Source organism: Glycomyces sambucus (assembly GCF_900102815.1).
GTDB classification, from domain to species: domain Bacteria; phylum Actinomycetota; class Actinomycetes; order Mycobacteriales; family Micromonosporaceae; genus Glycomyces; species Glycomyces sambucus.
In genome coordinates, this window is sequence record NZ_FNGF01000010.1 from 67,634 (window position 1) to 92,684 (window position 25,051).

The window sequence follows — 25,051 nt, forward strand, 5'->3', positions numbered from 1 at the left end:
CTGGTCTATCGGCGGTCGAGGGTGCGGGCGCACCGGTCGCCGAGGATCTGGAAGAGCTGGACGAGCACGACGAGGATCACGAGGGGCCAGATCATGTACTCGGTCTCGAAGCGCTGGTAGCCGTAGCGGTACGCGAGGTCGCCCAGGCCGCCGCCGCCCACGATTCCGGCCATCGCCGAGTACGAGACGACCGCGACGAGCGTCACGGTGAAGCCGCGGATCAGACCGGGGGTCGCTTCGGGGAGGACCACCCGCCAGACCAGGCCGGGCGTCGCAGCGCCCATCGAGCGGGCCGCTTCGATGAGGCCCGGCTGGACTTCGAGGAGCGCGCCTTCCACGAGGCGCGCGAAGAACGGGATGGAGGCCACCGTGAGCGGGACGATCGCCGCCTCGGTGCCGATGCTCGTGCCCGTGATGAGGCGCGTCAGCGGCACCACCGCGACCATGAGCAGCACGAACGGCGCGCTCCGGCCGATGTTCACGATGAGGCCGAGCGGAGCGTTCACCGCCGCGATCGGCTTCGGGCCCGTCTTCGAGGTGACGTAGAGGATCGTGCCGAGGAGCAGGCCGCCCACGAGCGTCCACAGGCCCGCCACCGAGACGATGTGCAGGGTCTCCCAGAACGCTTCCGTCAGCAGTTCGACGAGCCGGTCACTGGCGTTCATCGCGACACCTCCTCGCCGAGGAGGCGCGCGGCCAGGCGGCGCGCCTGCCCGCCCAGGCGCGAGTCGGCGTCGGCCAGGAGTTCGGGGACGTTCCCGATCTCCACGAACCGGCCCGACTCCATCACCGCGGCGCGGTGGCAGATCCGGGTGATCACTTCGAGTTCGTGCGTGATGAGCAGGATCGTCAGCCCCAGTTCGCGGTTGAGCCGCGCGAGCAGGTCGAGGATCTCGTCGGTGGTGTCGGTGTCGAGGGCGCTCGTGGCCTCGTCGGACAGCAGCACCTCAGGGGAGGACGCGAGCGCGCGGGCGATCGCCAGGCGCTGGCGCTGGCCGCCCGAGAGCTGCCCCGGGTACGCCTTCGCCTTGTCGGACAGGCCGACCAGGTCGAGGAGGGCGAGGGCGCGCTCGCGGCGCTCGGCGCGCTTCGTGCCCCTGAAGCGCAGCGGCAGGGCCACGTTCGACGCCGCGTTCCGGTTCGACAGCAGGTTGAAGTGCTGGAAGATCATCGCGGTCTGCGACCGGGCGGCCCGCAGTTCGCGGCCGCCGAGGACGGTCAGGTCGCGGCCGGCGACCTCCACGGTGCCCGTGTCGGGGCGGGTGAGGAGGTTCGCGGTGCGCAGCAGCGTCGACTTGCCGGCGCCGGAGCGGCCGAGGATGCCGAAGATCTCGCCGGGGGCGACTTCGAGCGAGACGTCGTCGAGCGCGGTGAGGTCACCGAACCGCTTGGTCACGCCGGTCAGGCGGATGCTGGGACTGGAGTCCATGAGGAAGGAAGGTCGCTTTCGCTGTGGGTGATCGCCGCTTCGGGGCGCGGCGGTGCAGGAGCCCTCAGCAGGCGCACATTCGGCAGCACGACGCGGCGGCGCGGTCGGCGTCGCTGAGGCGGTCGGAGTGCTGCGAGTTCATAGCCTAGAAGTCAAGCAGGAATTCGTGCCGAATCCAAGCGGCTGTGACGAACGCCGCGTCATCGGAACGACACCGAGCTGAGATAGGGTTCGGCCATGACTGTTGCGACGATTCCCGCCCCGGCGTTCGCGATCGAGCGGTTCAGACTCGCGAACGGCCTGCGCGTGGTCCTCGCGCCGGACCCGGGGGCGCCCGTGGTCGGAGTCGCGGTGGTGTACGACGTGGGGATGCGGTCCGAGCCCGAAGGGCGCACCGGCTTCGCCCACCTCTTCGAGCACATGATGTTCCAGGGCTCGCACAACGTCGGCAAGGCCGAGCACATGCGCCACGTCCAGTCCGCCGGCGGCACCTTCAACGGCTCCACCCACATCGACTACACCGACTACTTCAACCTCCTCCCCTCCAACGGCCTCGAACTGGCGCTCTTCCTCGAAGCCGACCGCATGCGCGGCCCGGCGATCACCGAGGAGAACCTCGCCAACCAGGTGAGCGTCGTCAAGGAGGAGATCCGGGTCAACGTCCTCAACCGCCCCTACGGCGGCTTCCCGTGGATCAAGCTCCCGCCGGTCATGTTCGACACGTTCGCGAACTCCCACGACGGCTACGGCGCCTTCGACGACCTCGACGCCGCCACCGTCGACGACGCCCGCTCCTTCTTCGACGCCTACTACCCGGCCTCGAACGCGGTCCTGTCCGTCGCCGGCGACTTCGACCTCGCCCAGGCCCGCGACCTCGTCGAACGCCACTTCGGGAACGTGGAGGCGCGCCCCGCGCCCGTCCACCCCTCCTTCGAGGAACCGGACCTGACCGACGAGCGCCGCCTCTCCTACACCGACGAGCGCGCGACCCTCCCGGCCGTCGCCGCCGCCTGGCGCGTGCCCGACCCGGTCACCGAGCTCGACGCGTTCCTGCCGTACGTCGTCCTCGGCGAACTGCTCACCGACGGCGACGCCTCCCGCCTGGTCGAACGCCTCGTCCACGGCGACCGCAGCGCCACCGCCGTGGCCGCGCACTGCACCTTCATGTCCGAGCCGTTCGCCTCCCGCGGCCCCACGGTCATGCTCGTCCAGGCGTTCCTGCCGCCGGGCACCGCCGTCGACGCCGTGCTTGGCACCGTCGACGAAGAGCTCGCCCGCGTCGCCTCCGGCGTCGACGAGGAGGAGCTCGACCGCGTCAAGGCCCGCGTCGCCGCCCAGCTGCTGCGCGGCGACGACTCGGTCATGGGCCGCTCGCGCCGCCTCGCGACCGCCGAGATCTTCCACGGCGACGCCGCCATGTCGACCCGGTTCGCCGGGCTGCTCGGCGAGGTCACCGCCGAGTCCGTCGCACAGGCGGCCGCCGCGCTCACGCCGCGGCGCCGCGCCGTCCTCGAAGTCGTCCCCGGAGGCGCCCAGTGAAGATCCCCGTGCCCGGACTCGCGCCGGAGGTCCCGCTGTCCCTGCCGGTCCCCGTCGAGCGGACCCTCCCGAACGGCCTGCGCGTGCTGCTCACGCGCCGCCCCGGCGTCCCGCTCGCGGAGGTGCGCCTGTCGATCCCGGCCGCGCACACCGACCTCGCCGCCGCCGACCTGCTCGCCTCGACCCTGTTCTCGGGCACCGAGTCCGCGTCGATGACCGACATCGCCCGCCGCCTCCAGAGCGTCGGCGGCGCCCTCGGCGCCGGCGCCGACCCGGACCGGATCGCCGTGTCCGGCAACAGCCTCGCCACCGGGCTCCCCGAACTCCTGGAGACCCTCGGCGACATCCTCAAGGCCGCCGAGTACCCCGACGCGCCCTTCGAGGTCGAGCGCTCCCGGATCATCGACGGCCTCTCGGTCGCCGAGCAGCAGCCGGACTTCCAGGTGGGCCGCGTCCTCGACGCGCGCCTGTGGGGCGACCACCCGTACGGGCACCAGCAGCCCACGGCCGCCGAGGTCGCCGGCGTCGAGCGCGCCGCGGTCCTCGCACTGCACGCCTCCCGCATCCACCCGGCCGGCGCCCGCCTCGTCATCGTCGGCGACATCGACCCCGACGCGACCTTCGCGGCCGTCGAGAAGGCCCTCGGCGACTGGAACGGCGCGGGCGAGCCGCGCACCATGGAGCCCCTGCCGGCCCTCGTCACCGGGCCCCTGGTCCTGGTCGACCGGCCCGGCTCGGTCCAGTCCGCGATCCGCGTCGCCTACCCGGCGGTCGAGCGCGTCCACCCCGACAACGCGGCCCAGCACCTCACCAACCTCGTCTTCGGCGGCTACTTCACCTCGCGCCTGGTCATGAACCTGCGCGAGACGAAGGGCTACGGGTACTCGCCGCGCTCGCGCGTCGACCACTCGCCGGCCGGCTCCAGCCAGCTCGCCGCGGTCGACGTCGCCACCGAGGTCACCGCACTCGCGCTGGCCGAGGTCCGCGCCGAGCTGCGCGGCATGGCCGACAACCCGCCCGCCGCCGAGGAGCTCGACCTGGCCCGCCGGTACGCGCTCGGGTCGATCAAGCTCGCCACCGCCACCCAGGCGGGCGTCGCGAACTACATCTCGGTGCTCGCCTCCGCGGGGCTCGAACTCTCGTGGCTGGCCGAGCACTCCGAGCGCCTGCGCGAGGTGACCACCGCCGACATCCAGCGGGTCGCCGCCGAAGAGCTCGACCCCGACCGCGCGGTCACCGTCGTCCTGGGCGACGGCGCCTTGATCCGCGACTCGCTCGCCGAGCTGGGGGAGATCGCCGCGCAATGATGCACCCGCCTTTGGCGGTCGACGAGGTCGACCGGTTCGCCGCCCACCGCGGCGACGACGCCTGGCTCGTCGACGCGTGGCAGCAGGCGCAGATCGTCGTCTGCGACCCCGAGCACGAGCGCATCGACGCCGACGAGGACGGGCTGCGCTACTACGACGCCGACACCGCCCCCGAGGGCGAGCGCGTCTACCTCGGCGGCGAGCACCCGCCGGTGTTCGCGGTGTTCGCCGACCTCCCCGACGGGCTCCCCGGGCGCTGGATCAAGCCCACCTGGGACCGCCGCGACCTCGCGATCGCGGTGGAGGCCATCGGGATCGGCCACTGGCACGCCACGTACCGGTTCCACCCGACCACCGGTGAGCCGCTGCGCTCGCGCATGGCCGGCTGGGAGCTCGCGGGCGAGGCCGGCCGCCCGGTCTTCCCGCGCACCGACCCGGCCGTGATCGTCCTCATCGACGACGGCGCCGACCGGGTCCTGCTCGCGCAGCACCAGCGCTACGGCGGCCAGCCCAAGCCCGCGATCGCGCAGAACACGATCGGGGCGTCGGCGCAGTCGACCCGGCAGGGCCGGTACGCCTGCATCGCGGGGTTCGTCGAGCCGGGCGAGTCCGCCGAGGCCGCGGTCCACCGCGAGGTCGCCGAGGAGGTCGGCCTCAAGCTCGACCGCCTCGACTACGTCTCCAGCCAGCCGTGGCCCTACCCGCGCTCGCTCATGCTCGCGTACCGGGCTACCGCTGACCCGTCGCAGACGCTCGCGCTCCAGGCCGAGGAGATCGCGGACGCGCGCTGGTTCACCGCGGACGAGGTCCGCCAGATGTGGGTCGACACCGCCGACGCCACGCCGAGCGCGGTGCGGATCTCGGTGGCGCGCTTCCTCATCGAGAACTGGCTCGAAGGGGTCTAGACCTTCGTGACGGCGGCGGCCTCGGCCTCCGCCGTCGGGTCGTGCTGCTTGGCGGCGACCGCGCGCTGCGCGGTGAAGACGCCGCCGATGACGACGAGGCCGCCGATGATCTGCGGGACCGTCAGTGCCTCGCCGAGCAGCGCCCACGCCGCGAGCGAGGCCACGACGACCTCGGTGTACCCGAGGCCGCCGGCCACCGGCGCGGACACGAACCGGAGGCCGCTGAGGCCGAGCCCGTAGGCGACGGCCGTGCACAGCACCAGCGCGAGGATGCTCGCACCGGCGCTCATCTCGATGCCGCCCAAGGCGACCTGCGAGGACAGGACGCCCCAGTCGAGCGCCCACGGCGCCGCGAACGGGGCGAGGAGGATCGCTCCGACGGTGAAGCCGATCGCCAGGAGCACCCGCACGTCGACCTTCGCGGTCAGCTTCTCGCCGGAGAGGAAGTACGTCGCCTGGCAGGCCGCGGCCGCCGCGCCCGCGACGAGGCCGACCGCGTCGAGGCGCAGCCCCGACCAGACCTCGACCACGATGCACAGGCCGACGATGCTGAGCAGCACGCCGATGACGGCCGCGCGCGGCAGGATCGTGCGCCGCACGAACCGCACCCAGGCGACGACCACGACCGGGCCCATGAACTCCAGCAGCAGCGCGATCCCGACCGGGAGCCGTTCGACGGCGATGAAGTAGAACGCCTGCACCGCGGCGATCGCGGTGAGGCCGAAGAGCGCGAGCGCGCCCCACGGCAGGCGCGTCCCGCCGCGAAGGGTCCGCACCAGCGGCACGGCCGCGACTATCAGGGCGAGGATCCCGACCCCGCAGATGCGCAGCCACGTGACCTGGATCGGGGTGAGCCCGGCCTGGATGACCACTTTGCCGAAGGGGCCGCACACGCCGAAGAACAGCGAGGCGGCGAGGACGAGGGAGACGCCGAGGGCGGCGCGGGGTGAGGACATTGGCAGTGCTCCACGGGTCGACCGGCGGACAGGGCGCGGGTGGCCGGGGAACGGGCCCGGGACCTGGGGTTCCGGGCCGCGGCCGACGCGCGGGATCGGATGAGGGGACGCCCGAACGGTACACCCGTTCAGCGGACGGACCAGTGCTTCGGTCGTGTTCGCGAGCTTTGCACGGCCGGACCGCTGCCCTGCTCGCAAAGCTCGCATGACGGTACCGCTTTCCAGCTCGCAAGCTCGCATGACGGTACCGCTTTTCCAGCTCGCAAGCTCGCATGAAAAAGGCCCGGGATGGATCCATCCCGGGCCTGAATGCTTAGCGACCACCCCTCGAAGTCGCTAAGCAAGCTTGACGAGCCAACTATAGAGCATCGTACCGGCTTTGTGTCCTAAACGTGACCATAGTCTCGGCATGTGGCACAGGTCAAGCTGCGAGCTTCTCTTTCACCTGCGCCAGTGAAGGATTGGTGAGCGCGGAGCCGTCCGCGAACCGCACCGTCGGGACCGTCGCGTTGCCGCCGTTGACCCCCATGACGAACTCGGCGGCCGCCGGGTCCTCCTCGATGTTGACCTCCTCGTAGTGGAGGCCCTCCCGGTCGAGCGCCGACTTCAGCCGCCTGCAGTAACCGCACCAGGTGGTGCTGTACATGGTGATCATCGATCCTCCTTCTCCATCGAGCGTAACGCGATACCGCCCCCGGGCATTCCTCCGATCGTGGCCCTCCTCACGTTGTGCCCCTTCCGAGTGAGCGGTCCCCGAGTTCTCGTCGGACGCCTCTGGAACACTGTCCGGATGAGCACGCGCGACGAGGCCATCCACCTGCTCCTCTCCGGACTCGACCCTGAGCAGCGCGAGGCGGTGACCGCCGACCCCGGGCCCGTCTGCGTCCTCGCCGGCGCCGGCACCGGCAAGACCCGGGCCGTCACCCACCGCATCGCCTACCGCGTCCTGCGCGGCGACATCCGCGGCCAGCACGTCACGGCCGTCACCTTCACCGCCCGCGCCGCCGGCGAGATGCGCGACCGCCTCCGCGGCCTCGGCGTCGCCGGCGTCAACGCCCGCACCTTCCACTCCGCGGCCCTGCGCCAGCTCCGCTACTTCGGCACCAAGCGCTTCGGCGGCCAGCTCCCCGAACTGGTCGACTCCACCCTCAAGTTCACCGCGATCGCCGCCGCCCGCGCCGGGCTCCAGACCTCCCGCGCCAAGAACTTCGACCTCACCACCGAGATCGAATGGGCCGCCTCGTCCCTCATCGGCCCCGACGACTACGTCAGCGCCATCGCCGCCCTCGGCCGCGACGCGCCCGCCGCCCCCGAGGACGTCGCCAAGGTCTACGCCGCCTACATCGAGGCCAAGCGCCGCGCCGGGGTCATGGACTTCGCCGACGTCCTCGCGTACACCGCCGACCTCATCACCGACGTCGACGCCGCCGCCGACCAGATCCGCAACCAGTACCGGTTCTTCGTCGTCGACGAGTACCAGGACGTCACCCCGCTTCAGCAGCGCCTCCTCGACGCCTGGCTCGGCGACCGCGACGACGTCACCGTCGTCGGCGACGCCAGCCAGACCATCTACTCCTTCACCGGCGCCACCTCGAAGTACCTCCTCGACTTCACCCGCAAGCACCCCGACGCCGCGCTGGTCCGCCTCGTCCGCGACTACCGCTCCACCCCGCAGGTCGTCGGCCTCGCCAACCAGATCATCGGCGAGTCCAAGGGCCGCGAGGCGAAGATGCGCCTCGAACTCATCGGCCAGCGGCCCGACGGGCCCGCCGTCACCGCCGAGGTCTTCGCCGACGAGGCGGAGGAGGCCGACATGATCGCCCGCCGCTGCCGCCAGCTCATCGCCGACGGCATCAGCGCCTCGGAGATCGCGGTCCTGTACCGCACCAACGCCCAGTCCCAGGCGTACGAGGAGGCGCTGGCCTCCTACGGCGTCCCGACCGTGGTCACCGGCGCGGCCCGCTTCTTCGACCGGCCCGAGGTCCGCCAGGCCGTCATCGCGATGCGCTCGGCCGCCAAGACCGACATCGGCGAGCTGCCCCTCGCCGAGGCCGTCCCCACCGCGCTCGACGCGGTCGGCTGGCGCGCCGACGCCGCCCCCTCGGGCGGCGCGCAGCGGGAGGCGTGGGAGGCGGTGGCCGCGCTCGTTGCGCTGGCGGAGCAGTTCCTGGAGCACCACCGCGCCGACCCGGACAAGGACGGCCCGGACCCCGACCTCGACGCGTTCTGCGCCGAGCTCGGCCGCCGCGCCGCCGAGCAGCACGCCCCGGCCGTCGAAGGCGTCACCCTCGCGAGCCTCCACGCCGCCAAGGGCCTCGAATGGGACGCGGTGTTCCTCGTCGGCCTCGCCGACGGCACCCTCCCGACCACGTTCGCGCGCACCGAGACCGCACTGGAGGAGGAGCGCCGGCTCCTCTACGTCGGCATCACGCGCGCCCGCGAGAAGCTCCAGCTCTCCTACGGCCTCGCCCGCAACTCCGGCGGGCGCGAACGGCGCCTGAGCCGCTTCCTCGCGCCGCTCGGCCTCGGCGGCTTCCCCAAGACCCCCGAACCCGCCCCCGGCAAGCCGCGCTCCTCCTCGAAGAAGACCGCGAAGATCCTCGACTGCTCCGGCTGCGGCAAGCCGCTCACCGACGCGCGCGACCGCAAGCTGGGGCATTGCGCCGACTGCCCGGCCACTATGGACGAAGAACTGTTCGAGCGGCTGCGCGAGTGGCGCATCAGCGTCGCCAAGATCGACGCCAAACCCGCCTTCACGGTCTTTACCGATGTGACCTTGATCGCCATCGCGGAGCGCTGTCCGTCATCCGACACCCAGCTCGCGGAGCTCCACGGCATCGGGAAGTCCAAGCTCGACAAGTACGGTCCGGCTGTCCTGCACCTGGTCAACGGCGGTGCGGTGGAGGACGCGGTGGCACTGTCCACGGAGGCGTCGTGACTTCCCGAACCGACCGCAAAAACTTTCTTTCAAAACCCTCGAAAAATACGTTGCGCTCTCGAGGAGGACGGGCGTAGCGTTGCTCAAGCCGGGAGAGGTGTGCGCCTCAGCACCGGCACGTAGGAGATGAAGACCGATGACGACCACAGAACCCGGAAAGGAGGGGTAGACGATGTTGCTGCTCAATGAGCCCAAGCTGACCGAACTCGGCGCTGTCGCGCATGAGTCGGCCGTTGCCGTTTATCGGAACATCGCGCCCGTCTTCGCCCAGTTCCGTGGCACCACTCTGCCCGCTGCCGTCCTGACCACCACGGCTCCGAGCACCGTCAACCAGATTGACACCACCACCGATATGGGCGCCCTGACCCTTCGTGGACGTGGCACGGCAGTCGCCGGCCTCGGTTGGCAGCCGGTTCTCTCCGGCTCCAAGAAGCGTCACGGCGTCACCCGCGGGAGACCGCCTCGAGATCAACACCGGTTGGGCTGACTGAAGCAGCCCGGCTCGGAACTCTCGAGGCCGCGAATCCCGCACCAGGGATCGCGGCCTTTTTGTTTGGCGTGAAACGCCAGGTCGCGGCCCGTCAGTAGAAGAACAGACGAGACAGATTGCGAAGCAATTGAGTCCTCACACCGCACTGATGCGACCGACCGTCGACCCGACCATCGACACGAGAGAGGAGACCGAGCCCATGACCGACACCCTCATCGGACCCGAGCTGCGGGAGCAGGCTCGCGAGACCGGTAGCGACCTCGCCTGCCGCGAGTACGACGCGGACCTGTGGTTCTCGGAGCAGCCCACCGAGCTGGAGTTCGCCAAGTCCCTGTGCGCCGACTGCCCGGTGCGCCTGGAGTGCCTGAGCGGGGCGCTCGACCGCCACGAGCCCTGGGGCGTGTGGGGCGGCGAGATCTTCGAGAAGGGGAACGTCGTGGCCCGCAAGCGGCCCCGCGGCCGGCCCCGGAAGGACGCCGCGCTCATCGAGCAGGCCGCGGAGGCGGAGCTCGCCGCGCGCACGAAGGAACTCGCGCTCGCGGGGGTGGCGGTGTCATGACCGTCGACTACCTGAGCCGCCACCTGAAGCGTGACGTCGGCATGCACGACCTCGGACCCTCCGTGACGGAGGAGGTCGAGGCGGTCCGGCCGCTGGCGCCGACGAGCGAGATGTTCGGACGCCTGCGCATGCGGAGCCTCTGGACCGAAGCCGGTTACAAGCGCGCAGTCCTCAAGGGCGGGAAGCACCGCCGCCGCAGGCATTGACCGCGCACAAACCGCGTTGGCTGAAAGGGCCCGTCCCCGGGAGGGGGCGGGCCCTTTCTGTTGCCTTGGGAGTGAACGTGAAGCGGGTGTGTCGCGGAGTGTCTTCGCGAAACGGACATTCGGCGGCGCCCCCGGATCAACAGTGCCACCGGGGTACGACGGTCGAGTCCGGCGCGGTCCGAGTCCGCGGCCGCTGCCCCCGCTTCCGCCGGTTCAGCCCTTCCGGTTCGGGTCGGTGCCGTCGGGGTCGGCGAAGCCAGGGAGCCATTCGACCAAGACCTCGCGCCAGTTCGCGGTCGCGCCGAGCTGGCACAGCACCCCGATCGAGCCCATCGTCACGCGGTGGATGAGCAGGTACGCGGGCGGGAAGCTCAGCTGCTTGTTCAGCTTCGCGGCCTCCGAGCCCTGGCCGGTGAGCCGGGTGCTCTCCTTGCGCAGCCACTCGCGCGAGAACTGGAACTCCTCGCCGGCGATCGGCTCCAGCATCGGCACGAGCAGGTCGAGCATCGCCTTCGCGTCGATCTGGAGGCCCGGCGGCACGAAGCCCTCGCCCCTCAATCCCGCGACGACCTCGTCGGCCCGGCTGTCGAGCGTGAGGCGCGTCAGCCTCCCGACCTGGACCGGCATCCCGTCCGGGAGCCGCGCGGCCGCGCCGAAGTCGTAGACCACGAGGCGCCCGTCCTCGCCGATCGCGAAGTTCCCCGGGTGCGGGTCGGCGTGCAGGAGCCCGGCGCGCTTGGGCGCCGAGAAGTGCAGCGTGCACAGCCGCAGCCCGGCCGCGTCCCGCTCCTCCTGGGTGCCGTTCGCGATGACGTCGGCGAGGGGCCGCCCGGCGATCCACTCGGTGACCAGCACCTCGGGACTGGCGTGGACCACCGCCGGCACCGCGATGAGCGGGTCGCCGGCGAACGCGTCGGCGAACTGCTGCTGCGTGGCGGCCTCCAGCTCGTAGTCGAGCTCTTCGAGCAGCCGCTCGCGCAGCTCCACGGTGATCCGCTTGACGTCGAAGTTCGGTTGCAGCACCTTGAACATCGGGGCGATGCGCGAGAGGTGGCGCAGGTCCGAGCGCAGCGCGTCGCCCGCGCCCGGGTACTGGATCTTGACGGCGACGGGCCGCCCGTCGGTCCACACCGCGCGGTGCACCTGGCCGATGCTCGCGGCCGCGGCGGGCGCGTCGTCGAACTCCAGGAACCGGTCGCGCCAGTCGGGGCCCATCTGGCGTTCGAGGACGCCGTGGACGCTCGCCACCGGCAGCGGGGGAGCGGCGTTCTGGAGCTTCGTCAGCGCCTGCCGGTACGGCGCGGCGAGGTGCTCGGGGAGGGCCGCCTCGAAGATCGACAGCGCCTGGCCGAGCTTCATCGCACCGCCCTTGAGCTGCCCGAGCACGCTGAAGACGTGCTCGGCGGTGCGCCGCTGCGCCTGCTCGCTGAGGATCTCGTCGGCCAGCCCGGTCACGCGCTTGCCGAGGCCCACCGTCGCCCGGCCCGCCAGCCCCAGGGGGAGGGAGGCGAGCTTCATGCCCCGTACGATCGCCCGGCGCGGGAGGTCATCACCCGAATGGGCTGGTCCATGCCTGTCGCTCACGTTCCCAATGCTCTCACGGACGGGCCGGTCTGAGGAGGACCAGTGGGCAGGACGAGTGCGTTCACCGCGTCACCAGGCCCCGACCAGGCCCGGCGGGTCACCCTCCCGGGTGAAGCGGCGCGGCGGGGCTTACAGGCGTGAAATCTGTGGCATTCTGAGGCTGAACGGTCGCACAGCGTGACCGCCGCTACATGGGGGGTACCAGTGGCTACTGCTACGGAGACATACAACGGGTACTGCGTCAAGTGTCGCGAGAAGCGCGACTTCGAGGGCACCGTCGTCGTCTCGGACTCGGGCCGCCGGATGGCCAAGGGGACGTGCCCGGTGTGCGGCACCAAGATGAATCGGATCCTCGGCAAGGCCTCGTGATCGCTGACCGGAAGGTCCGCCCCTCGCTTGATCCCACCATGCGGGAGATCGGCGGGGGGATTTTCATGTCATAGCACCACGCACACCGCAATCGAGACATCTGCGTTAGGCGATTGTCACCCCCGCGGATTAGTGTGCGTTCATGGCGCGCAAAGTGCATCCCCCCGTAGAAGTACGGCGCTCTCCCCGGCGCCGTGCCACCGTAGCGGCCTACGAAGAACGAGGCCGCGTGGTCGTCATGATCCCGGACGCCTTCTCGGCGACCGAGGAGCGCGAATGGATCGACCACATGCTCGCGAGGCTCCAGAAGAGGGAGGCCCGAGACGGCCGCGCCTCCGACGACGCCCTGCGGGACCGGGCCGTCAGGCTCGCCCGTCGCTACTACCCCGAACACCCCGAGTGCGCCCGCCCCCAGAGCGTCCGCTGGGTCGACAACCAGCAGCGCCGCTGGGGATCGTGCACCCCCTCCGACGGCTCGATCCGGCTCTCGCGCCGGCTCACCATGATGCCGTCCTGGGTCATCGACTACGTCCTGCTCCACGAACTGGCGCACCTGGTCCACCACGACCACTCGCGGCCGTTCTGGGACATGGTCGGCCGCTACACCAAGGCCGAGCGCGCCCGCGGCTACCTCGAAGGCATCGCCGACGCCGAGGCCAGCGACCCGCGCTAGCAACGGCACCCGCCGCACCGGCCGCCGCGGCGACCGGACGACCGCTCCTGCGCTCCTACCTACCGGGCGCTTCCTCCGGACCGGCCTCACAGCATCGGGCGCCGCCTGACCGAACCCGGTTCGCATCGGGCTCTGCTTCGCCGAGCCCTACTTCTCCAGGCCCCACTCCAGCGGGCCTTATTTCTCTCCGGCCTCGTCCTCGTCGTCCTTCGGGTCGTTGACCGCGAGCTGGTCGAACATCGACAGGTCCAGGTCCTCCAGGGCCTCGGAGACCGTCGCGAACGACTCCGGGCGCTCCAGGTCGGCCGCGCTCGGCATCAGATCCGGGTGCGCCCAGACCGCCTCGCGCCCCTCGACCCCGCGGGCCTCGGTCAGCGACTGCCACAGCCGCTCGGCCGCCCGCACCTTCGCCTGGTCGAGCTGGAGTCCCACCAGCGCCTCGAACGTCTGCTCCACCGGTCCACCGGACGCGCGGCGGCGCCGCGCGGACTCCATGAGCCGGTCCATGGTCGGCAGCCGCTCGCCGACCGCGTCGGCCACCACCGTGTTGATCCATCCGGCGATGAGCGCCAGGGTCGTCGCCAGTCGCGCCAGGGCGGCCTTCTGCTGCTCGGTGTCCTCGGGCTTGAACACTTCGCTGAGGTCGAGCGTCGCCGCCGCCTCCGGGTCGGTCGGGTCGATGTCCGACATGGCCTCCTCGATGGCGGCCTCGTCGATGCGGATCTCCCGCGCGTACGCCTCCAGCGCGCCCAGCAGGTGCGAGCGCAGCCACGACGCGTGCGTGAACAGCCGGTGGGCCGCGGCCTCGCGCAGCGCCACGAACAGCCGCACCTCCTCCACCGGGAGCTCCAGGCCCTCGGCGTAGGCGGTGATGTTCCCCGGCAGGAGCGCCGCGACACCGGTCTTCCCCAGGGGCAGGCCGACCTCGGTGGAGGACAGCACCTCCCCGGCGAGCTTCGCGAGGGCCTGGCCCATTTGCGCGCCGAACAGCGCCGAGCCGACCCCCTTCATGAGGTCGGCCATCGGGCCGAGCATCCCGGCCATCTCCTCGGGGACGAGCGTCTGCATCGCCTCGCCCATCTGGGCCGCGAGGGGCTCGGCGAGCTGCTTCCACGAGTCCTCAGTGCGCGCGATCCACTGCTTGCGGGTCCACGCGTCGGTCGCTGTGACCCCCGAGGGCCAGTTCACGACCGAGTCGAGCCACAGGTCCGCGAGGCGCACCGCCTCGCCGACGTGCGCCTGGTCGGCGGGGCCGACGATGTTCTCGCTCTCCAGCTCCGACTCGGCGAGCTGGCGGGCGAGCTGCCAGTTGACCGGACCGGACGAGAGCGACTGCGCCATCATCTGCTGGAGTTGCTGCATCATCTGCTGCACCCGCGGGTCGTTCGGGTCCGGCAGGTCGCCGCCCAAGTTGCCGAAGCCGAATGGAATATCGGAGCCCATGGGCCAACCGTACGTCAGAGTAGGGGGGCCGGGCCACGGCTGGCCGATCTCCCGGGCCCGCGTTCGCTGCGGGCCGAAAGCGCGGCCGGTGCTGCGCATGTAGGCTTCCCCGCATGCGAAGGCGTGGAATCACCGTCCTGTTGGGCGCCGTTCTGGTGGCGCTGCTGACATGGCAGGCGCTCTCGATGGACGTCGCCTACGTCGTCTTCAGCCCCGGCCCCACCGAGGACGTCCTCGGCTCCGAGGAGATCGACGGGGTCGACCACCCCATCATCACCGCGACCACGGAGTTCGAGTCCGAAGGCGAGCTGCGGCTCACCACCGTGCGCGTCATGCAGTCGGTGACCCTCGCCGAGGCCCTGCGCTACTGGGCCTCCGACGAGTACGCCATCATCCCGCGCGACCTCGTCTACCCGCCCGGGGAGTCCGAGGAGGACATCGCCGAGGAGCAGCAGGCCGACTGGGTCGAGTCGCAGTCGAACGCCGAGCAGGCCGCCCTCGCGTACCTCGGCGAGCCCGCCGTCATCTCCGTCGTCGCCGACTCCGCCGGCCTCCTCGCCGGCGACGTCGTCACCGCGGTCGACGGGACCGCCGTCACGTCCCTGTCGTCCCTCGCCGATTACGCCGACAGCGAAACCACGGTCACCGTCACCCGGGCCGGCGCGGCCGTCAGCGTCCCCGGCGTGGTCCTCGGCGAGGCCGACCTCCAGTCCGTCCACGACGACCCGTACGGCATCGAGATCGACACCGAGGCGCTCGACATCGGCGGCCCCTCCGCCGGCATGATCTTCGCGCTCGGCATCGTCGACCGGGTCACCGAGGGCGATCTCACCGACGGCATGGTCGTCGCCGGGACCGGCGAGATCGATCCTGAAGGGAACGTCGGCCCGATCGGCGGCATCCAGCAGAAGGTGGCCGCCTCGGTCGAACTCGGGGCCGAGGTCTTCCTCGCGCCCGCTGCGAACTGTTCGGACGCCGTCACCGTTCCGCACGACGGCATGACTATTGTCAGAGTCGAGACGCTCGAGGACGCTGTCTCGGCGCTTGAGTCCCTAGCGGCCGGCGGGGAAGTCACGACCTGCTGACCCCGACCGCGCCGCGAGACGTGAAGGAGTTGCTTCAGTGGCGAACCGGACGCCCACCCCACCACGGATGAGCCGACGAGGACGCTACGTCCTGATCCTCCTCGTGGGCGCCATAGTCCTGCTCTCGGTGCTCGGCTGGCTCGTCAGCCTGCGCACCGACTACCTCTGGTACGACTCGGTCGGGTACACCTCGGTGTTCTCGACCATGATGTGGACGCGCCTGGCCATGTTCGGCGCCTTCACCCTGGCGATGGCCGCCTGGTGCGGCCTCAACCTCTACCTCGCCTACCGCTTCCGGCCCGACACGTGGCCGGCGACCAGCGAGCAGGAGGGCCTGGAGCGCTACCGCGAACTCATCTCGCCGCGCGCCGGCTGGTGGATCGGCGGCGTCGCGATCGTCGTCGGCGTCTTCGCCGGCATGTCCGCGCAGAGCCGCTGGGAGACCTGGCTGCTGTTCCGCGAAGGCGGGCAGTTCGACTGGACCGACCCGGTCCTGGGCATGAACGCCGGCTTCTACGTGTTCCGGCTCCCGTTCTGGCAGTTCCTCATCGGGTTCGGGTTCGCCGCGATCGTCGTCGGCCTCCTCGCCTCCCTGAGCGCCTACTACCTCTACGGGGCGCTGCGCTTCTCCGGCCAGGGCGACCGCATGACCAACGTCGCGCGCATCCACCTCTCCGTCCTCGTCGCGCTCTTCCTGGGGCTCAAGGCCGTCGCGTACTACTTCGACCGCTTCGACTTCACCACCCAGGAGAACCAGGTCACCGACATCGTCGGCGGCGGCTACACCGAGATGACCGCCCTCATGAACGCCAAGAACGCGCTCATCTGGGTCTCCGTCATCGCGGCCGTGGTCATCCTGGTGTTCTCGTGGGGCTTCACCCGCTCACTCGCGCTGCCGGCCGCGGCCCTCGGCCTCGTGGTCGTCACCGCGATCGCCGCCGGCGGCATCTACCCGGCCGTGGTCCGCAACTTCCAGGTCGAGCCCAACCGCCCCCAGCGCGAGGGCGAGTACGCCCAGCACACCATGGACGGCACCAGGTACGCCTACGGCATGGAGGAGCTGGAGACCACCACCTACAGCGTGGCCTCCCAGCCGAACGCCGAGACCATGTCGGCCGACCAGTCCACGGTCCCGTTCGTGCGCCTCATCGACCCGTTCGTGGTCTCCGACGCGTTCACCCAGGCGCAGCAGCCGCGCAGCTTCTACGACTTCAACGAGAAGCTCGACATCGACCGCTACACCTACACCGACGAGAACGGCCAGGAGGTCACCCAGGACTTCGTCGTCGGCCTGCGCGAACTCAACCCGAGCCAGCTCACCGACGAGCAGCAGGACTGGACCGTCGCCCACACCGTGTACACGCACGGCTGGGGCTTCGTCTCCGCCTCGACCACCGAGAGCGACAACGGCGCCCCCTGCTTCACCTCGGGCGTCCTCTCCGACGACCCGGGCAACTGCCAGATCGGCAACGACATCATCGACGTCGAGAAGCCGCAGATCTACTACGGCCTCCTCAACAACGAGTACGCGATCGTGGGCGTCCCCGGCGACGAGACCCCCCGCGAGTACGACCGCCCCACCGACGTGGCCGTGGTCGACGAGGACTCCGAGGAGGACCCGGCCGAGGAGATCGGCGACGACCGCTACACCACCTACGAGGGCGACGGCGGCGTCGACATCGGCTCGATCGGCAACCGGCTCCTCTACGCCTGGGAGTTCCAGGAGCCCCGCTTCCTGCTCTCCAGCCAGATCAACGAGGAGTCGCAGCTCCTCTACAACCGCAACATCCGCGAACGCGTCCAGATGGTCGCCCCGTTCCTGACCGTCGAGGCCGACCCGTACCCGGCCGTCGTCGACGGCGAGATCGTGTGGATCGTCGACGGCTACACCACGACCAACGAGTTCCCCTACTCCGACCGGGTCAACCTGGCCGACGCGACGAACGACACGTACTCGGGCCAGGGCGTCGCCAACCAGGCGTCCGAAGAGGTCAACTACATCCGCTCCTCCGTCAAGGCCGTCGTGAACGCCTACGACGGCTCGGTGAAGCTGTACGAGTTCGACGAGGAGGACCCGATCCTCCAGGCGTGGAACGAGATCTACGGCGGCGACCTCGTCATCCCCAAGGAGGAGACCCCCGAGTCCCTCGTGGCGCACTTCCGGTACCCGCAGGACCTGTTCAAGATCCAGCGGAGCCTCCTCCAGCGCTACCACGTCGACGAGTCGCGGACCTTCATCGAGGGCGGCGAGGCGTGGGCGACCACGAACGACCCGTCCCAGGCGCAGTCGGTCACCCAGCCCGCCTACTACGTGTACGCGACCTACCCGGAGCAGGACCAGCCGTACTTCCAGCTGACCAGCACCTTCACACCGAGGAACCGGGAGAACGCGCTCGCGTCGCTCATGTCGGGCTACTACGACGAGGACGGGAACCCGCGGCTGACGGTCTACGACGTCGTCGGCGGCGACGACCAGTCGGTGCGCCAGATACACCAGATCATCACCTCCACCTCGGAGGTGGTGACGACGCTCCGCGACGCCACCCAGGCCGGCACCACCGTCGAGTGGGGCAACCTGCTCGCGCTGCCGGTGGGCGACGGCATCCTCTACCTCGAACCGATGTACCTGCGGCGGCAGGCGGGCGGCCAGGGCGAGGACCTGCCCCGGCTGACGAACGTCGCCATCAGCTACGGCGGCTACGTCGGCTTCGCGCCGACCTTCGAGGAGGCCGTGGCGATGGTGGTCGAGAAGTACGTCTCGGGCGCCCCGAGCGAGGCCGAGCAGACCGAGGGCGAGGAGGGCGAGACCGAGTCGCCGTCCGAGACGCCCACGACCGAGGCCCCGACCACCGAGGCGCCGCCGGCCGCCGACCCGCCGGAGGTCGAGGCCGCGATCGACAACGTCATCGCCGCCCAGGCCGCCTACGAGCAGGCGCAGGCGTCGGGCACGAACGAGGAGGAGGGCCGCGCGCTCGACGACCTCCTCGCCGCGCTCGACCAGCTCGCCGCCGCCCGCGAAGCGGCCGGGCAGTAGTAACGAGACAAGTGAAAGCGCCCGGTGGCCGAACGGCCGCCGGGCGCTTTCGCGTTCGCTCACTGCCCTTCGCCTCCGGGCATCTCGGACTCCTCCGACTCGGGCTTGCACGCCTCGGCGTCGGCGGCCCGGCGGACCGTGATCTGCACGGTGGTGCCCGGGTCGACCTCGGCGCCGGCGCTGGGGGACTGGCGCACCACCGAGCACTTGGCCTCGCCCTCGCCCTCGTAGTCGACGGCGGGGCTGAGGCCCTGCTCCTCGATCCGCATCCGCGCGTCGGCCTCGGACAGGCCGACGACGCCGGGCACCGTCGCCTTCGCGGGCGGCGGCGGGGAGCTGCTCTCGGTGGCGCTGGCGGGCCCGGTGGGGGTCAGGGACGGCCCCGGTGAGGCCGGGTCGGCGGAGGGGTCGGCGTCGCCGGAGGCGGACGCGGAGTCGCTGGGGTCGGGGGTGGCGGCGTGCTCCTCGTCGCCGTCGTCGCCGGCCCAGAAGCCGTCGTCGCCCTCCTGGCCCTGCACGCCCGCGTCCTCGGCCCCGGACTCGTCGGTGAGCGAGGCCCCGGGCGGGCCGTCGCCGGTCCACGGCAGGCTCATGGCGACCGCGCCGACGGTGGCGATCGCGGCGAGCGTCCCGGAGAGGACGAGCCACAGCCGGCGCCTGCGCGGCGGCTCCTGGGGAGCCATGGGGTTCGGTCCGGTCGTCGGCCCGGTGGGCGGCGACAGGTGCGCGGCGGCGTGCGCGCCGGTGACCGGCGGCAGCGACTGGTGCTCGGCCGGGAGCGGGTGCTCCCCGGTGTCGGCGCGCACGGGGCCGGAGACGCGGCGGTGCGCCCCGGTGGTGCGGGGTCCGGCGACGGGCGGCTGCTCGTTCATGTCGCGCTGGTCCATGACGCGGGTGCGCGCGGGCGCGTTCCGGTTGGACAGCAGGGCCGCGCGGGTATCGCGGCAGGCCGCGGCGAGCGCGGCCGCGTCGGGCCAGCGCGCGGACGGGTCCTTCTGGAGCGTGCGCCGCACGATCTCGGTGACCTCGTAGGGGACCTCGGCCGGCAGCGGCGGCGGGGCGTTGCGCAGGTGCGCCGAGAGGACCCCGAGCGGGGTGTCGGCACGGAAGGGCGGCGCCCCGGCGAGGCACTGGTGGGCGACGACGCCGAGCGAGTACAGGTCGGAGGCCGCGGTCAGGTTCTCGCCGGCGGCCTGCTCAGGCGACATGTAGGTGACGGTGCCGAGGACCACCCCGGTGGTGGTGAGCGTCAGGTTGTGGCTGGCGCGGGCGATCCCGAAGTCCACCAGGACGACCGAGCCGTCGCCGCGGACGAGGATGTTGCCGGGCTTGATGTCGCGGTGGACGATCCCGGCGGCGTGCGCGACCTGGAGCGCCTCGGCGACGCCGCCGACGACCTGGAGGGTCTCGGCGGTGGGGAGCTTCCCCCACAGGCCCAGGAGCTTCGAGAGCGGCTTGCCGTCGACGTACTCCATGATGAGGTACGCGAGCTGGGCGTCCTCGTCCTCGATCTCGCCGTAGTCGTAGACCTCGACGACGCCCGGCCCCTGCATGACGGCGATGGCGCGGGCCTCGCGGCGGAAGCGCTCGCGGAAGCCGCGGTCGTCGACCAGGTCGGCGAGGAGGACCTTGACGGCGACGGTGCGCCACAGGATGGTGTCGGTGCCCTCCCAGACGTCGCCCATGCCGCCGCCGCCGATGCGGCGTTCGAGCCGGTAGCGCCCGTCCAGGACATCGCCGGCCTTGAGGTTGCGCGTGCTCAGCATCGGGCGGCTTTCCCCTTCTCGGCGAAGCCTGCCAACCGCGCTCCACCCCTCGGCGACGCTCGCGAGCGGTACATGTGCCGGGCGTCGGATGATCTCTCCGGGGTCTAACGACCGGCGGGCGCTGAGGCTACGCGCTGGAACGGGCGATCTTCGGATTCGTCGCGTTTTCGCGGGGGAGGCCGCGGGCCGCCGCTGATCTGCGGCGCCGCGGGTCAGGTCTGGGCGAGCCCGGCGGCGAGCGCGCCGCCGAAGGCGATGGCGCGGGACGGGGGCGCGGCGCTCACGCGGGCCTCGCCGGCGTCCGGCTCGGGGGTCTGGGACTGGTGGACGGCCTGGCCGAGCTGGCCGTCCCAGCACGCCCAGGAGTGGCACGGCCAGGACTGGCCGCAGTGGCCGCACACGGGGTGCTTGGCGCCCTGCTGGTCGAGTGCGGGGGTGTGGCGCTTCCACCAGCGGGCCTGCACGCGCCAGAGGCTCGGCACCAGCACTTCGCTGGGCGGCTCGTCCGGCGGGGGATTGTCGAGTGTGTACGGACTGCGCAACGCAGGCTGCCTTTCGGGTCTTCGGATCGGAGCGGATCCCTTGTGGCCCTGCGTGATCGGGCCCGGGACCGCAGAGTGTCCTGGTCGTCGCCGAGGTGCGGTGTCGAATCGGTACAGTCGGGGGAGGCGGATAGCCCCTCCGTACAGTAGAATTGCACATGCAGATTTTGGATGCAAGAGGTATAACCGGATCGGGTGGCGAATCCTCCCAGCCGCGGCGAGACCTCTAGCCGCGGCAGTGCGCAGCGAGCCGGCACCGGACGAGCGGCCAGAAGTCCTCCCCAGCCGGTGCGTCCTCACCGAATCCGGAGAGATCAGGGTGTCAAATGGGAACATCGAACGACAACGCTGACAGCGATCTGCCGAAGAAGTTGGGAGGCAAGGCGATGCCTTCGAGCGGCAGCCCCACCGTCCGCCGCCGCCGCGCGGGCCGGATCCTGCGCGACCTGCGCGAGAAGTCCGGCAAGGGCGCCGACGACGCCGCGGCCGCGCTGGAGGTCACCAGCTCCACCATCTACCGGATGGAGCTCGGGCGCGTCGGCATCAAGCCCCGCGACGTGCAGGCCCTTGTCGAGGTCTACGGCGTCCAGGACGCCGAGCTCGTCGACGAGCTGGTGCGCCTGGCCCGCGACGGCCGCAAGCGCGGCTGGTGGGCCCGCTACTCCGACACCATCTCCCCGCCCTACGCGACCTATGTGGGCCTGGAGCAGGACGCCTCCAGCCTGAACGTCTACGACGGCCTCATCATCAACGGGCTGCTCCAGACCCGCGAGTACGCCCGGCACACGTTCAGCATGGTCCCCGAGCGCTCGCTGCGGTACATGGACCAGCGGATCGACCTGCGCATGGAGCGCCAGCAGCGCCTGCGCGGCGACCTGAAGATCTGGAACGTCATCGACGAGGCCGCGATCCGCCGCGTCCTCGGCGGCCCCAAGGTCATGATCGACCAGCTCCAGAACCTCCTGGAGCTCGGCTCGCTCCCCAACGTCCACCTCCAGGTCCTCCCCTTCGAGGGCGGCGCCTACCCGGGGATGCTCTCCTCGTTCACGATCCTCGGCTTCGGGGAGCTCGACGGCGAGGTCGACCCCGGCTACCGCCACCCCGACGTGGTCTACATCGAGGGCCACAACGGCGACGTCTACGAGGAGGGCGAGGACGTCGAGCCCTTCCACGAGATCTTCGGCTTCCTGCGCTCGGCCGCGCTCGACCCCGGCCGCAGCCTCGAGTTCATCGAGCGCCAGGCCCACCACCTGAAGTCGCTCTGACGCCCTAGAGACGCGACGCGAGGGAGCGGCCCCCTGCATCGGTGGTCGCTCCCTCGCTCCGTCCCTACCTGCCGGATGTCCGCAGCAGCGAGGCCCAGTCGGCTCGACCGGCGCGAAGAATCGGGCTCACCGTCAGCTTGGTGTCCCTGATCTCCACGCCCTCATCGGCGAGCCTGGCCTCGACGCAGGCCCCGTTCGGGCCTGACCTGCTGCTCTTCCTCCATGTGTGGGTCAACATGGATCTCCTCCTTCCAAGGAGCATTCGAGTCCCCAGGACGGCTTTCACCATAGCCGCCGCCCGACAAGCGAAACGTCGACTATCCGTCACTATCAGGTTTAGGACAGTGCGGTGTCCGCGCGCACCGACGCGGTGCGCCGCATCCGCCCCGGGCATTCCCCGGATCGAATTGGACCGTCGCGCGGACGGAAGCCGAGTGTTCCTCCAGCGTCCGGCGCGCGTTCCCGGGCGCCGCACGGGGACCGGACCCCGATCCCGCTCCCTGTCGGCCGTTCCCGACCGCCACTCGCGGGACCACAGTCCACACCTGGAACGATGAACCTCTTTCACTCCATAGGGTCAGCACTCCAACGGGGCAGCACTCCAAAGGGTCAGCGCTCCAACGGGTCAGGACTACTCAGGGTCAGCACTCCAAACGATCACGAATCCGAAGAGCGCGTTCCCGGGGGACGAGGCGACCGCCCGGCGCACGGAGGAGGCACCCCCACCTGCGGAGCCGCCCCCTCCGGCGAGGGTTACCCGCCCCGGCCGCAGGGAAGCCCCCGAAGAACCGGTTCCCGCCATTTTCCCCAGAATTCACGAAATCGCCGAACCAGGGGGACTTTCACAATTGCAGGGCAGGAATGGAATAATATTCAGACGAACACCACAAGCACTGGTCACGGGGGGTGACGATGAAAGACGCCATTGAAACCTCTACCTTCGCGTTCGCCGCAATCGTCGCGATCGTCCTCATCTTCGCCGCAGTCCTCGGACTGCGGTCGCTGATCGAGACCCGACGCCGCCGAAAAGCCCGGGCCAAGACCGACGCCGAAGCCTGGACCGAGCTCCTCGGGAAGCAGCTCCAGATCGCTCCGGCCTCGGTCGGCGACACCGAGGCCGCAGCAGCCCTGGACCGCGCCCGCAAGCTCCACTACGGCGCCGTCCAGAAGCTCAAGACCGCCAAGAAGAGGAAGCAGTTCGAACGGGTGCGCACCTACGCGCTCGCCGGCCTGCACAACCTGAACATCATGCGCCGCCGCCTCGGCAAGGCCCCCGGACCGCAGGGGCCCATCCCGTTCAACGCGGGAGCCAAGACGGCCAAGCGCGACGACAACATCCGCGACGTCGCGACCGGGCCGTCCACCGGACTGCCCTTCTAGGACCGAGCACGCGACAGGGGCGGCCCGACCGGGCCGCCCCTGTCCGCGCGTCTCCTACGCCTCGACCTCGCGCCGCGGCGTCAGCAGGTCCATGACCCACATCGCGATCCACACGATGATCGCGCCCCAGAACGCCGGCCAGAACCCGTCCACGAAGAAGCCCAGCGACAGCTTCTCCGACACCCAGCCGGTCAGCCAGAACATCAGCGCGTTCACCACCAGGCCGAACAGGCCCAGCGTCAGCACGTACAGCGCGCAGCCGACCATCATCACGATCGGCTTCACCAGCGTGTTCACCAGCGTGAAGATCAACGCGACCAGCAGGAGCGAGAGGAACCGCGCCCCCGCGGTGTCGCCGTACAGGTTGATGCCGTCGACGATCGCCGCCGCGAGCCACAGCGCCAGCGCCGTCAGGACCAGGCGTATCAGAAAGCGGAACATAGCTGCCAGTATCGCCGCCTCCGCACGCCGCCGTCCACATTCCGCCGATTCGAATCCGGGCCCTCGCGTTCACCCCCGGTTCACCGAAGAGTGAGACCGCCGCTACCGTCCCGGCCTACGCTCGGCCCAGCCCTGCTTCGGCTTCGCTTCCGTACCTGCGTCCCTGCAGAAGGAGAACCCATGAGCGACCCGGCACTGCCCGCGGCCCGCCCCACCGTCGACTCCCGGCGCCTGACCGCGGCCCCCCAGCCGGCCGGACAGCGCACCGCCGCCGCCGGCGTCCAGGGCGCCACCGTCTACGACATCAAGGACGTCAACGTCTACTACGGCTCGTTCCGCGCCGTCAAGGACGTCAACTTCACCGTCGCCAAGAACGAGATCACCGCGCTCATCGGCCCCTCGGGCTGCGGCAAGTCGACCCTGCTGCGCTCCCTCAACCGCATGAACGACCTCGTCCCCGGCGCCCGCGTCGAAGGCACCGTCGCCTACCACGGCAAGAACATCTACGACGCTGGCGTCGACCCCGTCGAGGTCCGCCGCCGCATCGGCATGGTCTTCCAGAAGGCGAACCCCTTCCCGAAGTCCATCTTCGACAACGTCGCGTACGGCCCCCGCATCCACGGCGTCAAGCGCTCCGAGCTCCCCGCCATCGTCGAGGACTCCCTCCGCAAGGCCGCCCTCTGGGACGAGGTCAAGGACAAGCTCAAGCAGTCCGCGCTCGCCCTCTCCGGCGGCCAGCAGCAGCGCCTGTGCATCGCCCGCACCATCGCGCTGGCCCCCGAGGTCGTGCTCATGGACGAGCCCTGCTCGGCCCTCGACCCGATCGCCACCGCGCGCATCGAGGAGCTCATGGTCGACCTGGCCCGCCAGTTCACCATCGTGATCGTCACGCACAACATGCAGCAGGCCGCCCGCGTCTCCGACAAGACCGCGTTCTTCTCCACCGAGGTCAACGAGGTCAGCGACACCCGCACCGGCGTCCTCGTCGAGTTCGACGACACGCAGCGGATCTTCACCACCCCCTCCGACGAGCGCACCGAGAACTACGTGACCGGCCGCTTCGGCTAGGACCTCGCCCCTGAGAACGAGGAAGGGCCCCGCCTCCCGGCGGGGCCCTTCCTCGCGTGCGAGACCAGTCTC

General features: G+C 70.8%; 24 protein-coding genes. 14 read left to right on the top strand and 10 right to left on the bottom strand.

Annotated features, from left to right (window positions below; translation table 11 throughout):
* Nucleotides 1–5: 5 nt before the first annotated feature.
* Together BLS99_RS24575 and BLS99_RS24580 are read right to left on the bottom strand one after the other, a co-directional pair.
* Nucleotides 6–665 carry a methionine ABC transporter permease gene (locus BLS99_RS24575; protein WP_091054381.1) on the bottom strand — a complete coding sequence of 220 codons (660 nt, stop codon included), beginning with the start codon at nucleotides 663–665 and terminating at the stop codon, nucleotides 6–8.
* Entirely contained in the window at nucleotides 662–1,429 is a 768-nt protein-coding gene (locus BLS99_RS24580; protein WP_091054382.1) for a methionine ABC transporter ATP-binding protein, read from the bottom strand. The genes BLS99_RS24575 and BLS99_RS24580 overlap by 4 nt, the downstream gene beginning before the upstream one ends.
* A 237-nt stretch (nucleotides 1,430–1,666) precedes the next feature.
* On the opposite strand from BLS99_RS24580, the gene BLS99_RS24585 reads away from it, so the two are divergent.
* The 3 genes from BLS99_RS24585 to nudC are packed head-to-tail and all read left to right on the top strand — an operon-like array spanning nucleotide 1,667 to nucleotide 5,180.
* Nucleotides 1,667–2,968 (top strand): M16 family metallopeptidase, encoded by a 1,302-nt coding sequence (locus tag BLS99_RS24585; protein WP_091054383.1) that lies wholly within the window; start codon nucleotides 1,667–1,669, stop codon nucleotides 2,966–2,968.
* On the top strand, nucleotides 2,965–4,275 hold the full coding sequence (locus tag BLS99_RS24590; protein WP_091054384.1) for a M16 family metallopeptidase: 1,311 nt from the start codon (nucleotides 2,965–2,967) through the stop codon (nucleotides 4,273–4,275). Before BLS99_RS24585 ends, BLS99_RS24590 begins: the two co-directional genes overlap by 4 nt.
* The gene (gene nudC, locus BLS99_RS24595) at nucleotides 4,272–5,180 is read left to right on the top strand and encodes an NAD(+) diphosphatase (protein WP_143034948.1); all 909 of its coding nucleotides are present in this window, start codon (nucleotides 4,272–4,274) and stop codon (nucleotides 5,178–5,180) included. Before BLS99_RS24590 ends, nudC begins: the two co-directional genes overlap by 4 nt.
* Here nudC and BLS99_RS24600 read toward each other — a convergent pair.
* Nucleotides 5,177–6,136: an EamA family transporter gene (locus BLS99_RS24600; RefSeq protein ID WP_176953525.1), complete on the bottom strand. Its 960-nt coding sequence runs from the start codon at nucleotides 6,134–6,136 to the stop codon at nucleotides 5,177–5,179. The two genes, nudC and BLS99_RS24600, sit on opposite strands and share 4 nt — an antisense overlap.
* A 421-nt stretch (nucleotides 6,137–6,557) precedes the next feature.
* Complete coding sequence (locus BLS99_RS24605; protein WP_091054387.1) at nucleotides 6,558–6,791, bottom strand: mycoredoxin; 234 nt, start codon at nucleotides 6,789–6,791, stop codon at nucleotides 6,558–6,560.
* A 135-nt stretch (nucleotides 6,792–6,926) separates the two neighbouring features.
* On the opposite strand from BLS99_RS24605, the gene BLS99_RS24610 reads away from it, so the two are divergent.
* The 4 genes from BLS99_RS24610 to BLS99_RS24625 all read left to right on the top strand — a co-directional run bounded on the left by BLS99_RS24610 (nucleotide 6,927) and on the right by BLS99_RS24625 (nucleotide 10,329).
* Nucleotides 6,927–9,074 (top strand): ATP-dependent DNA helicase UvrD2, encoded by a 2,148-nt coding sequence (locus BLS99_RS24610; RefSeq protein ID WP_091054388.1) that lies wholly within the window; start codon nucleotides 6,927–6,929, stop codon nucleotides 9,072–9,074.
* A gap of 172 nt (nucleotides 9,075–9,246) precedes the next feature.
* Nucleotides 9,247–9,561: a hypothetical protein gene (locus BLS99_RS24615; RefSeq protein ID WP_091054389.1), complete on the top strand. Its 315-nt coding sequence runs from the start codon at nucleotides 9,247–9,249 to the stop codon at nucleotides 9,559–9,561.
* Nucleotides 9,562–9,763: 202 nt separating this feature from the next.
* On the top strand, nucleotides 9,764–10,123 hold the full coding sequence (locus BLS99_RS27545; RefSeq protein ID WP_091054408.1) for a WhiB family transcriptional regulator: 360 nt from the start codon (nucleotides 9,764–9,766) through the stop codon (nucleotides 10,121–10,123).
* The gene (locus BLS99_RS24625; RefSeq protein WP_091054390.1) at nucleotides 10,120–10,329 is read left to right on the top strand and encodes a hypothetical protein; all 210 of its coding nucleotides are present in this window, start codon (nucleotides 10,120–10,122) and stop codon (nucleotides 10,327–10,329) included. Before BLS99_RS27545 ends, BLS99_RS24625 begins: the two co-directional genes overlap by 4 nt.
* Before the next feature lie 213 nt (nucleotides 10,330–10,542).
* On the opposite strand, the gene BLS99_RS24630 is transcribed toward BLS99_RS24625, so the two are convergent.
* Nucleotides 10,543–11,847 (bottom strand): ABC1 kinase family protein, encoded by a 1,305-nt coding sequence (locus tag BLS99_RS24630; protein WP_091054391.1) that lies wholly within the window; start codon nucleotides 11,845–11,847, stop codon nucleotides 10,543–10,545.
* A gap of 270 nt (nucleotides 11,848–12,117) precedes the next feature.
* Between BLS99_RS24630 and BLS99_RS27215 the strand changes: the two genes are divergently transcribed.
* Entirely contained in the window at nucleotides 12,118–12,282 is a 165-nt protein-coding gene (locus BLS99_RS27215; protein WP_181245930.1) for a DUF5679 domain-containing protein, read from the top strand.
* Between the two features lie 142 nt (nucleotides 12,283–12,424).
* Nucleotides 12,425–12,955, top strand: a complete 531-nt coding sequence (locus BLS99_RS24635; protein WP_091054392.1) for a YgjP-like metallopeptidase domain-containing protein — start codon at nucleotides 12,425–12,427, stop codon at nucleotides 12,953–12,955.
* Nucleotides 12,956–13,132: 177 nt separating this feature from the next.
* Here BLS99_RS24635 and BLS99_RS24640 read toward each other — a convergent pair whose 3' ends face one another.
* Entirely contained in the window at nucleotides 13,133–14,398 is a 1,266-nt protein-coding gene (locus BLS99_RS24640) for a zinc-dependent metalloprotease (protein WP_176953526.1), read from the bottom strand.
* Nucleotides 14,399–14,511: 113 nt separating this feature from the next.
* On the opposite strand from BLS99_RS24640, the gene BLS99_RS24645 reads away from it, so the two are divergent.
* Complete coding sequence (locus BLS99_RS24645; protein WP_091054393.1) at nucleotides 14,512–15,483, top strand: YlbL family protein; 972 nt, start codon at nucleotides 14,512–14,514, stop codon at nucleotides 15,481–15,483.
* 67 nt (nucleotides 15,484–15,550) lie between these two features.
* Nucleotides 15,551–18,517 (top strand): UPF0182 family membrane protein, encoded by a 2,967-nt coding sequence (locus tag BLS99_RS24650; protein ID WP_091054394.1) that lies wholly within the window; start codon nucleotides 15,551–15,553, stop codon nucleotides 18,515–18,517.
* Between the two features lie 59 nt (nucleotides 18,518–18,576).
* Here the strand turns inward: BLS99_RS24650 and BLS99_RS24655 are convergent, their stop codons facing one another.
* Both BLS99_RS24655 and BLS99_RS26445 read right to left on the bottom strand, forming a co-directional pair.
* A complete protein-coding gene (locus BLS99_RS24655) occupies nucleotides 18,577–20,283 on the bottom strand; it encodes a protein kinase domain-containing protein (RefSeq protein WP_091054395.1) in 1,707 nt (568 codons plus the stop codon).
* A 212-nt stretch (nucleotides 20,284–20,495) separates the two neighbouring features.
* Nucleotides 20,496–20,825 (bottom strand): hypothetical protein, encoded by a 330-nt coding sequence (locus BLS99_RS26445; protein WP_176953527.1) that lies wholly within the window; start codon nucleotides 20,823–20,825, stop codon nucleotides 20,496–20,498.
* A 326-nt stretch (nucleotides 20,826–21,151) separates the two neighbouring features.
* Between BLS99_RS26445 and BLS99_RS24665 the strand changes: the two genes are divergently transcribed.
* On the top strand, nucleotides 21,152–22,090 hold the full coding sequence (locus tag BLS99_RS24665) for a helix-turn-helix domain-containing protein (RefSeq protein WP_091054397.1): 939 nt from the start codon (nucleotides 21,152–21,154) through the stop codon (nucleotides 22,088–22,090).
* 64 nt (nucleotides 22,091–22,154) lie between these two features.
* On the opposite strand, the gene BLS99_RS27710 is transcribed toward BLS99_RS24665, so the two are convergent.
* Complete coding sequence (locus BLS99_RS27710; protein WP_342761296.1) at nucleotides 22,155–22,484, bottom strand: DUF397 domain-containing protein; 330 nt, start codon at nucleotides 22,482–22,484, stop codon at nucleotides 22,155–22,157.
* Nucleotides 22,485–23,002: 518 nt separating this feature from the next.
* On the opposite strand from BLS99_RS27710, the gene BLS99_RS24675 reads away from it, so the two are divergent.
* Entirely contained in the window at nucleotides 23,003–23,470 is a 468-nt protein-coding gene (locus tag BLS99_RS24675) for a hypothetical protein (RefSeq protein ID WP_091054399.1), read from the top strand.
* A gap of 54 nt (nucleotides 23,471–23,524) precedes the next feature.
* Here BLS99_RS24675 and BLS99_RS24680 read toward each other — a convergent pair whose 3' ends face one another.
* Entirely contained in the window at nucleotides 23,525–23,911 is a 387-nt protein-coding gene (locus tag BLS99_RS24680; protein WP_091054400.1) for a phage holin family protein, read from the bottom strand.
* 180 nt (nucleotides 23,912–24,091) lie between these two features.
* Between BLS99_RS24680 and pstB the strand changes: the two genes are divergently transcribed.
* Entirely contained in the window at nucleotides 24,092–24,979 is an 888-nt protein-coding gene (gene pstB / locus BLS99_RS24685) for a phosphate ABC transporter ATP-binding protein PstB (protein WP_091054401.1), read from the top strand.
* Nucleotides 24,980–25,051 lie beyond the last annotated feature (72 nt).

What these genes read in the sequence shown, in the direction of transcription:
- BLS99_RS24645 (WP_091054393.1), top strand. Translation starts at nt 14,512, where the DNA reads ATGCGAAGGCGTGGAATCACCGTCCTGTTGGGCGCCGTTCTGGTGGCG.
- BLS99_RS24600 (WP_176953525.1), bottom strand. Translation starts at nt 6,136, where the DNA reads ATGTCCTCACCCCGCGCCGCCCTCGGCGTCTCCCTCGTCCTCGCCGCC.
- BLS99_RS24575 (WP_091054381.1), bottom strand. Translation starts at nt 665, where the DNA reads ATGAACGCCAGTGACCGGCTCGTCGAACTGCTGACGGAAGCGTTCTGG.
- BLS99_RS27710 (WP_342761296.1), bottom strand. Translation starts at nt 22,484, where the DNA reads ATGCCCGGGGCGGATGCGGCGCACCGCGTCGGTGCGCGCGGACACCGC.
- BLS99_RS24650 (WP_091054394.1), top strand. Translation starts at nt 15,551, where the DNA reads ATGAGCCGACGAGGACGCTACGTCCTGATCCTCCTCGTGGGCGCCATA.
- BLS99_RS27545 (WP_091054408.1), top strand. Translation starts at nt 9,764, where the DNA reads ATGACCGACACCCTCATCGGACCCGAGCTGCGGGAGCAGGCTCGCGAG.
- BLS99_RS24655 (WP_091054395.1), bottom strand. Translation starts at nt 20,283, where the DNA reads ATGCTGAGCACGCGCAACCTCAAGGCCGGCGATGTCCTGGACGGGCGC.
- BLS99_RS24665 (WP_091054397.1), top strand. Translation starts at nt 21,152, where the DNA reads ATGGGAACATCGAACGACAACGCTGACAGCGATCTGCCGAAGAAGTTG.
- pstB (WP_091054401.1), top strand. Translation starts at nt 24,092, where the DNA reads ATGAGCGACCCGGCACTGCCCGCGGCCCGCCCCACCGTCGACTCCCGG.
- nudC (WP_143034948.1), top strand. Translation starts at nt 4,272, where the DNA reads ATGATGCACCCGCCTTTGGCGGTCGACGAGGTCGACCGGTTCGCCGCC.
- BLS99_RS24675 (WP_091054399.1), top strand. Translation starts at nt 23,003, where the DNA reads ATGAAAGACGCCATTGAAACCTCTACCTTCGCGTTCGCCGCAATCGTC.
- BLS99_RS24605 (WP_091054387.1), bottom strand. Translation starts at nt 6,791, where the DNA reads ATGATCACCATGTACAGCACCACCTGGTGCGGTTACTGCAGGCGGCTG.
- BLS99_RS24640 (WP_176953526.1), bottom strand. Translation starts at nt 14,398, where the DNA reads ATGGGCTCCGATATTCCATTCGGCTTCGGCAACTTGGGCGGCGACCTG.
- BLS99_RS24580 (WP_091054382.1), bottom strand. Translation starts at nt 1,429, where the DNA reads ATGGACTCCAGTCCCAGCATCCGCCTGACCGGCGTGACCAAGCGGTTC.
- BLS99_RS24635 (WP_091054392.1), top strand. Translation starts at nt 12,425, where the DNA reads ATGGCGCGCAAAGTGCATCCCCCCGTAGAAGTACGGCGCTCTCCCCGG.
- BLS99_RS24585 (WP_091054383.1), top strand. Translation starts at nt 1,667, where the DNA reads ATGACTGTTGCGACGATTCCCGCCCCGGCGTTCGCGATCGAGCGGTTC.
- BLS99_RS24630 (WP_091054391.1), bottom strand. Translation starts at nt 11,847, where the DNA reads ATGAAGCTCGCCTCCCTCCCCCTGGGGCTGGCGGGCCGGGCGACGGTG.
- BLS99_RS24680 (WP_091054400.1), bottom strand. Translation starts at nt 23,911, where the DNA reads ATGTTCCGCTTTCTGATACGCCTGGTCCTGACGGCGCTGGCGCTGTGG.
- BLS99_RS24610 (WP_091054388.1), top strand. Translation starts at nt 6,927, where the DNA reads ATGAGCACGCGCGACGAGGCCATCCACCTGCTCCTCTCCGGACTCGAC.
- BLS99_RS24615 (WP_091054389.1), top strand. Translation starts at nt 9,247, where the DNA reads ATGTTGCTGCTCAATGAGCCCAAGCTGACCGAACTCGGCGCTGTCGCG.
- BLS99_RS24625 (WP_091054390.1), top strand. Translation starts at nt 10,120, where the DNA reads ATGACCGTCGACTACCTGAGCCGCCACCTGAAGCGTGACGTCGGCATG.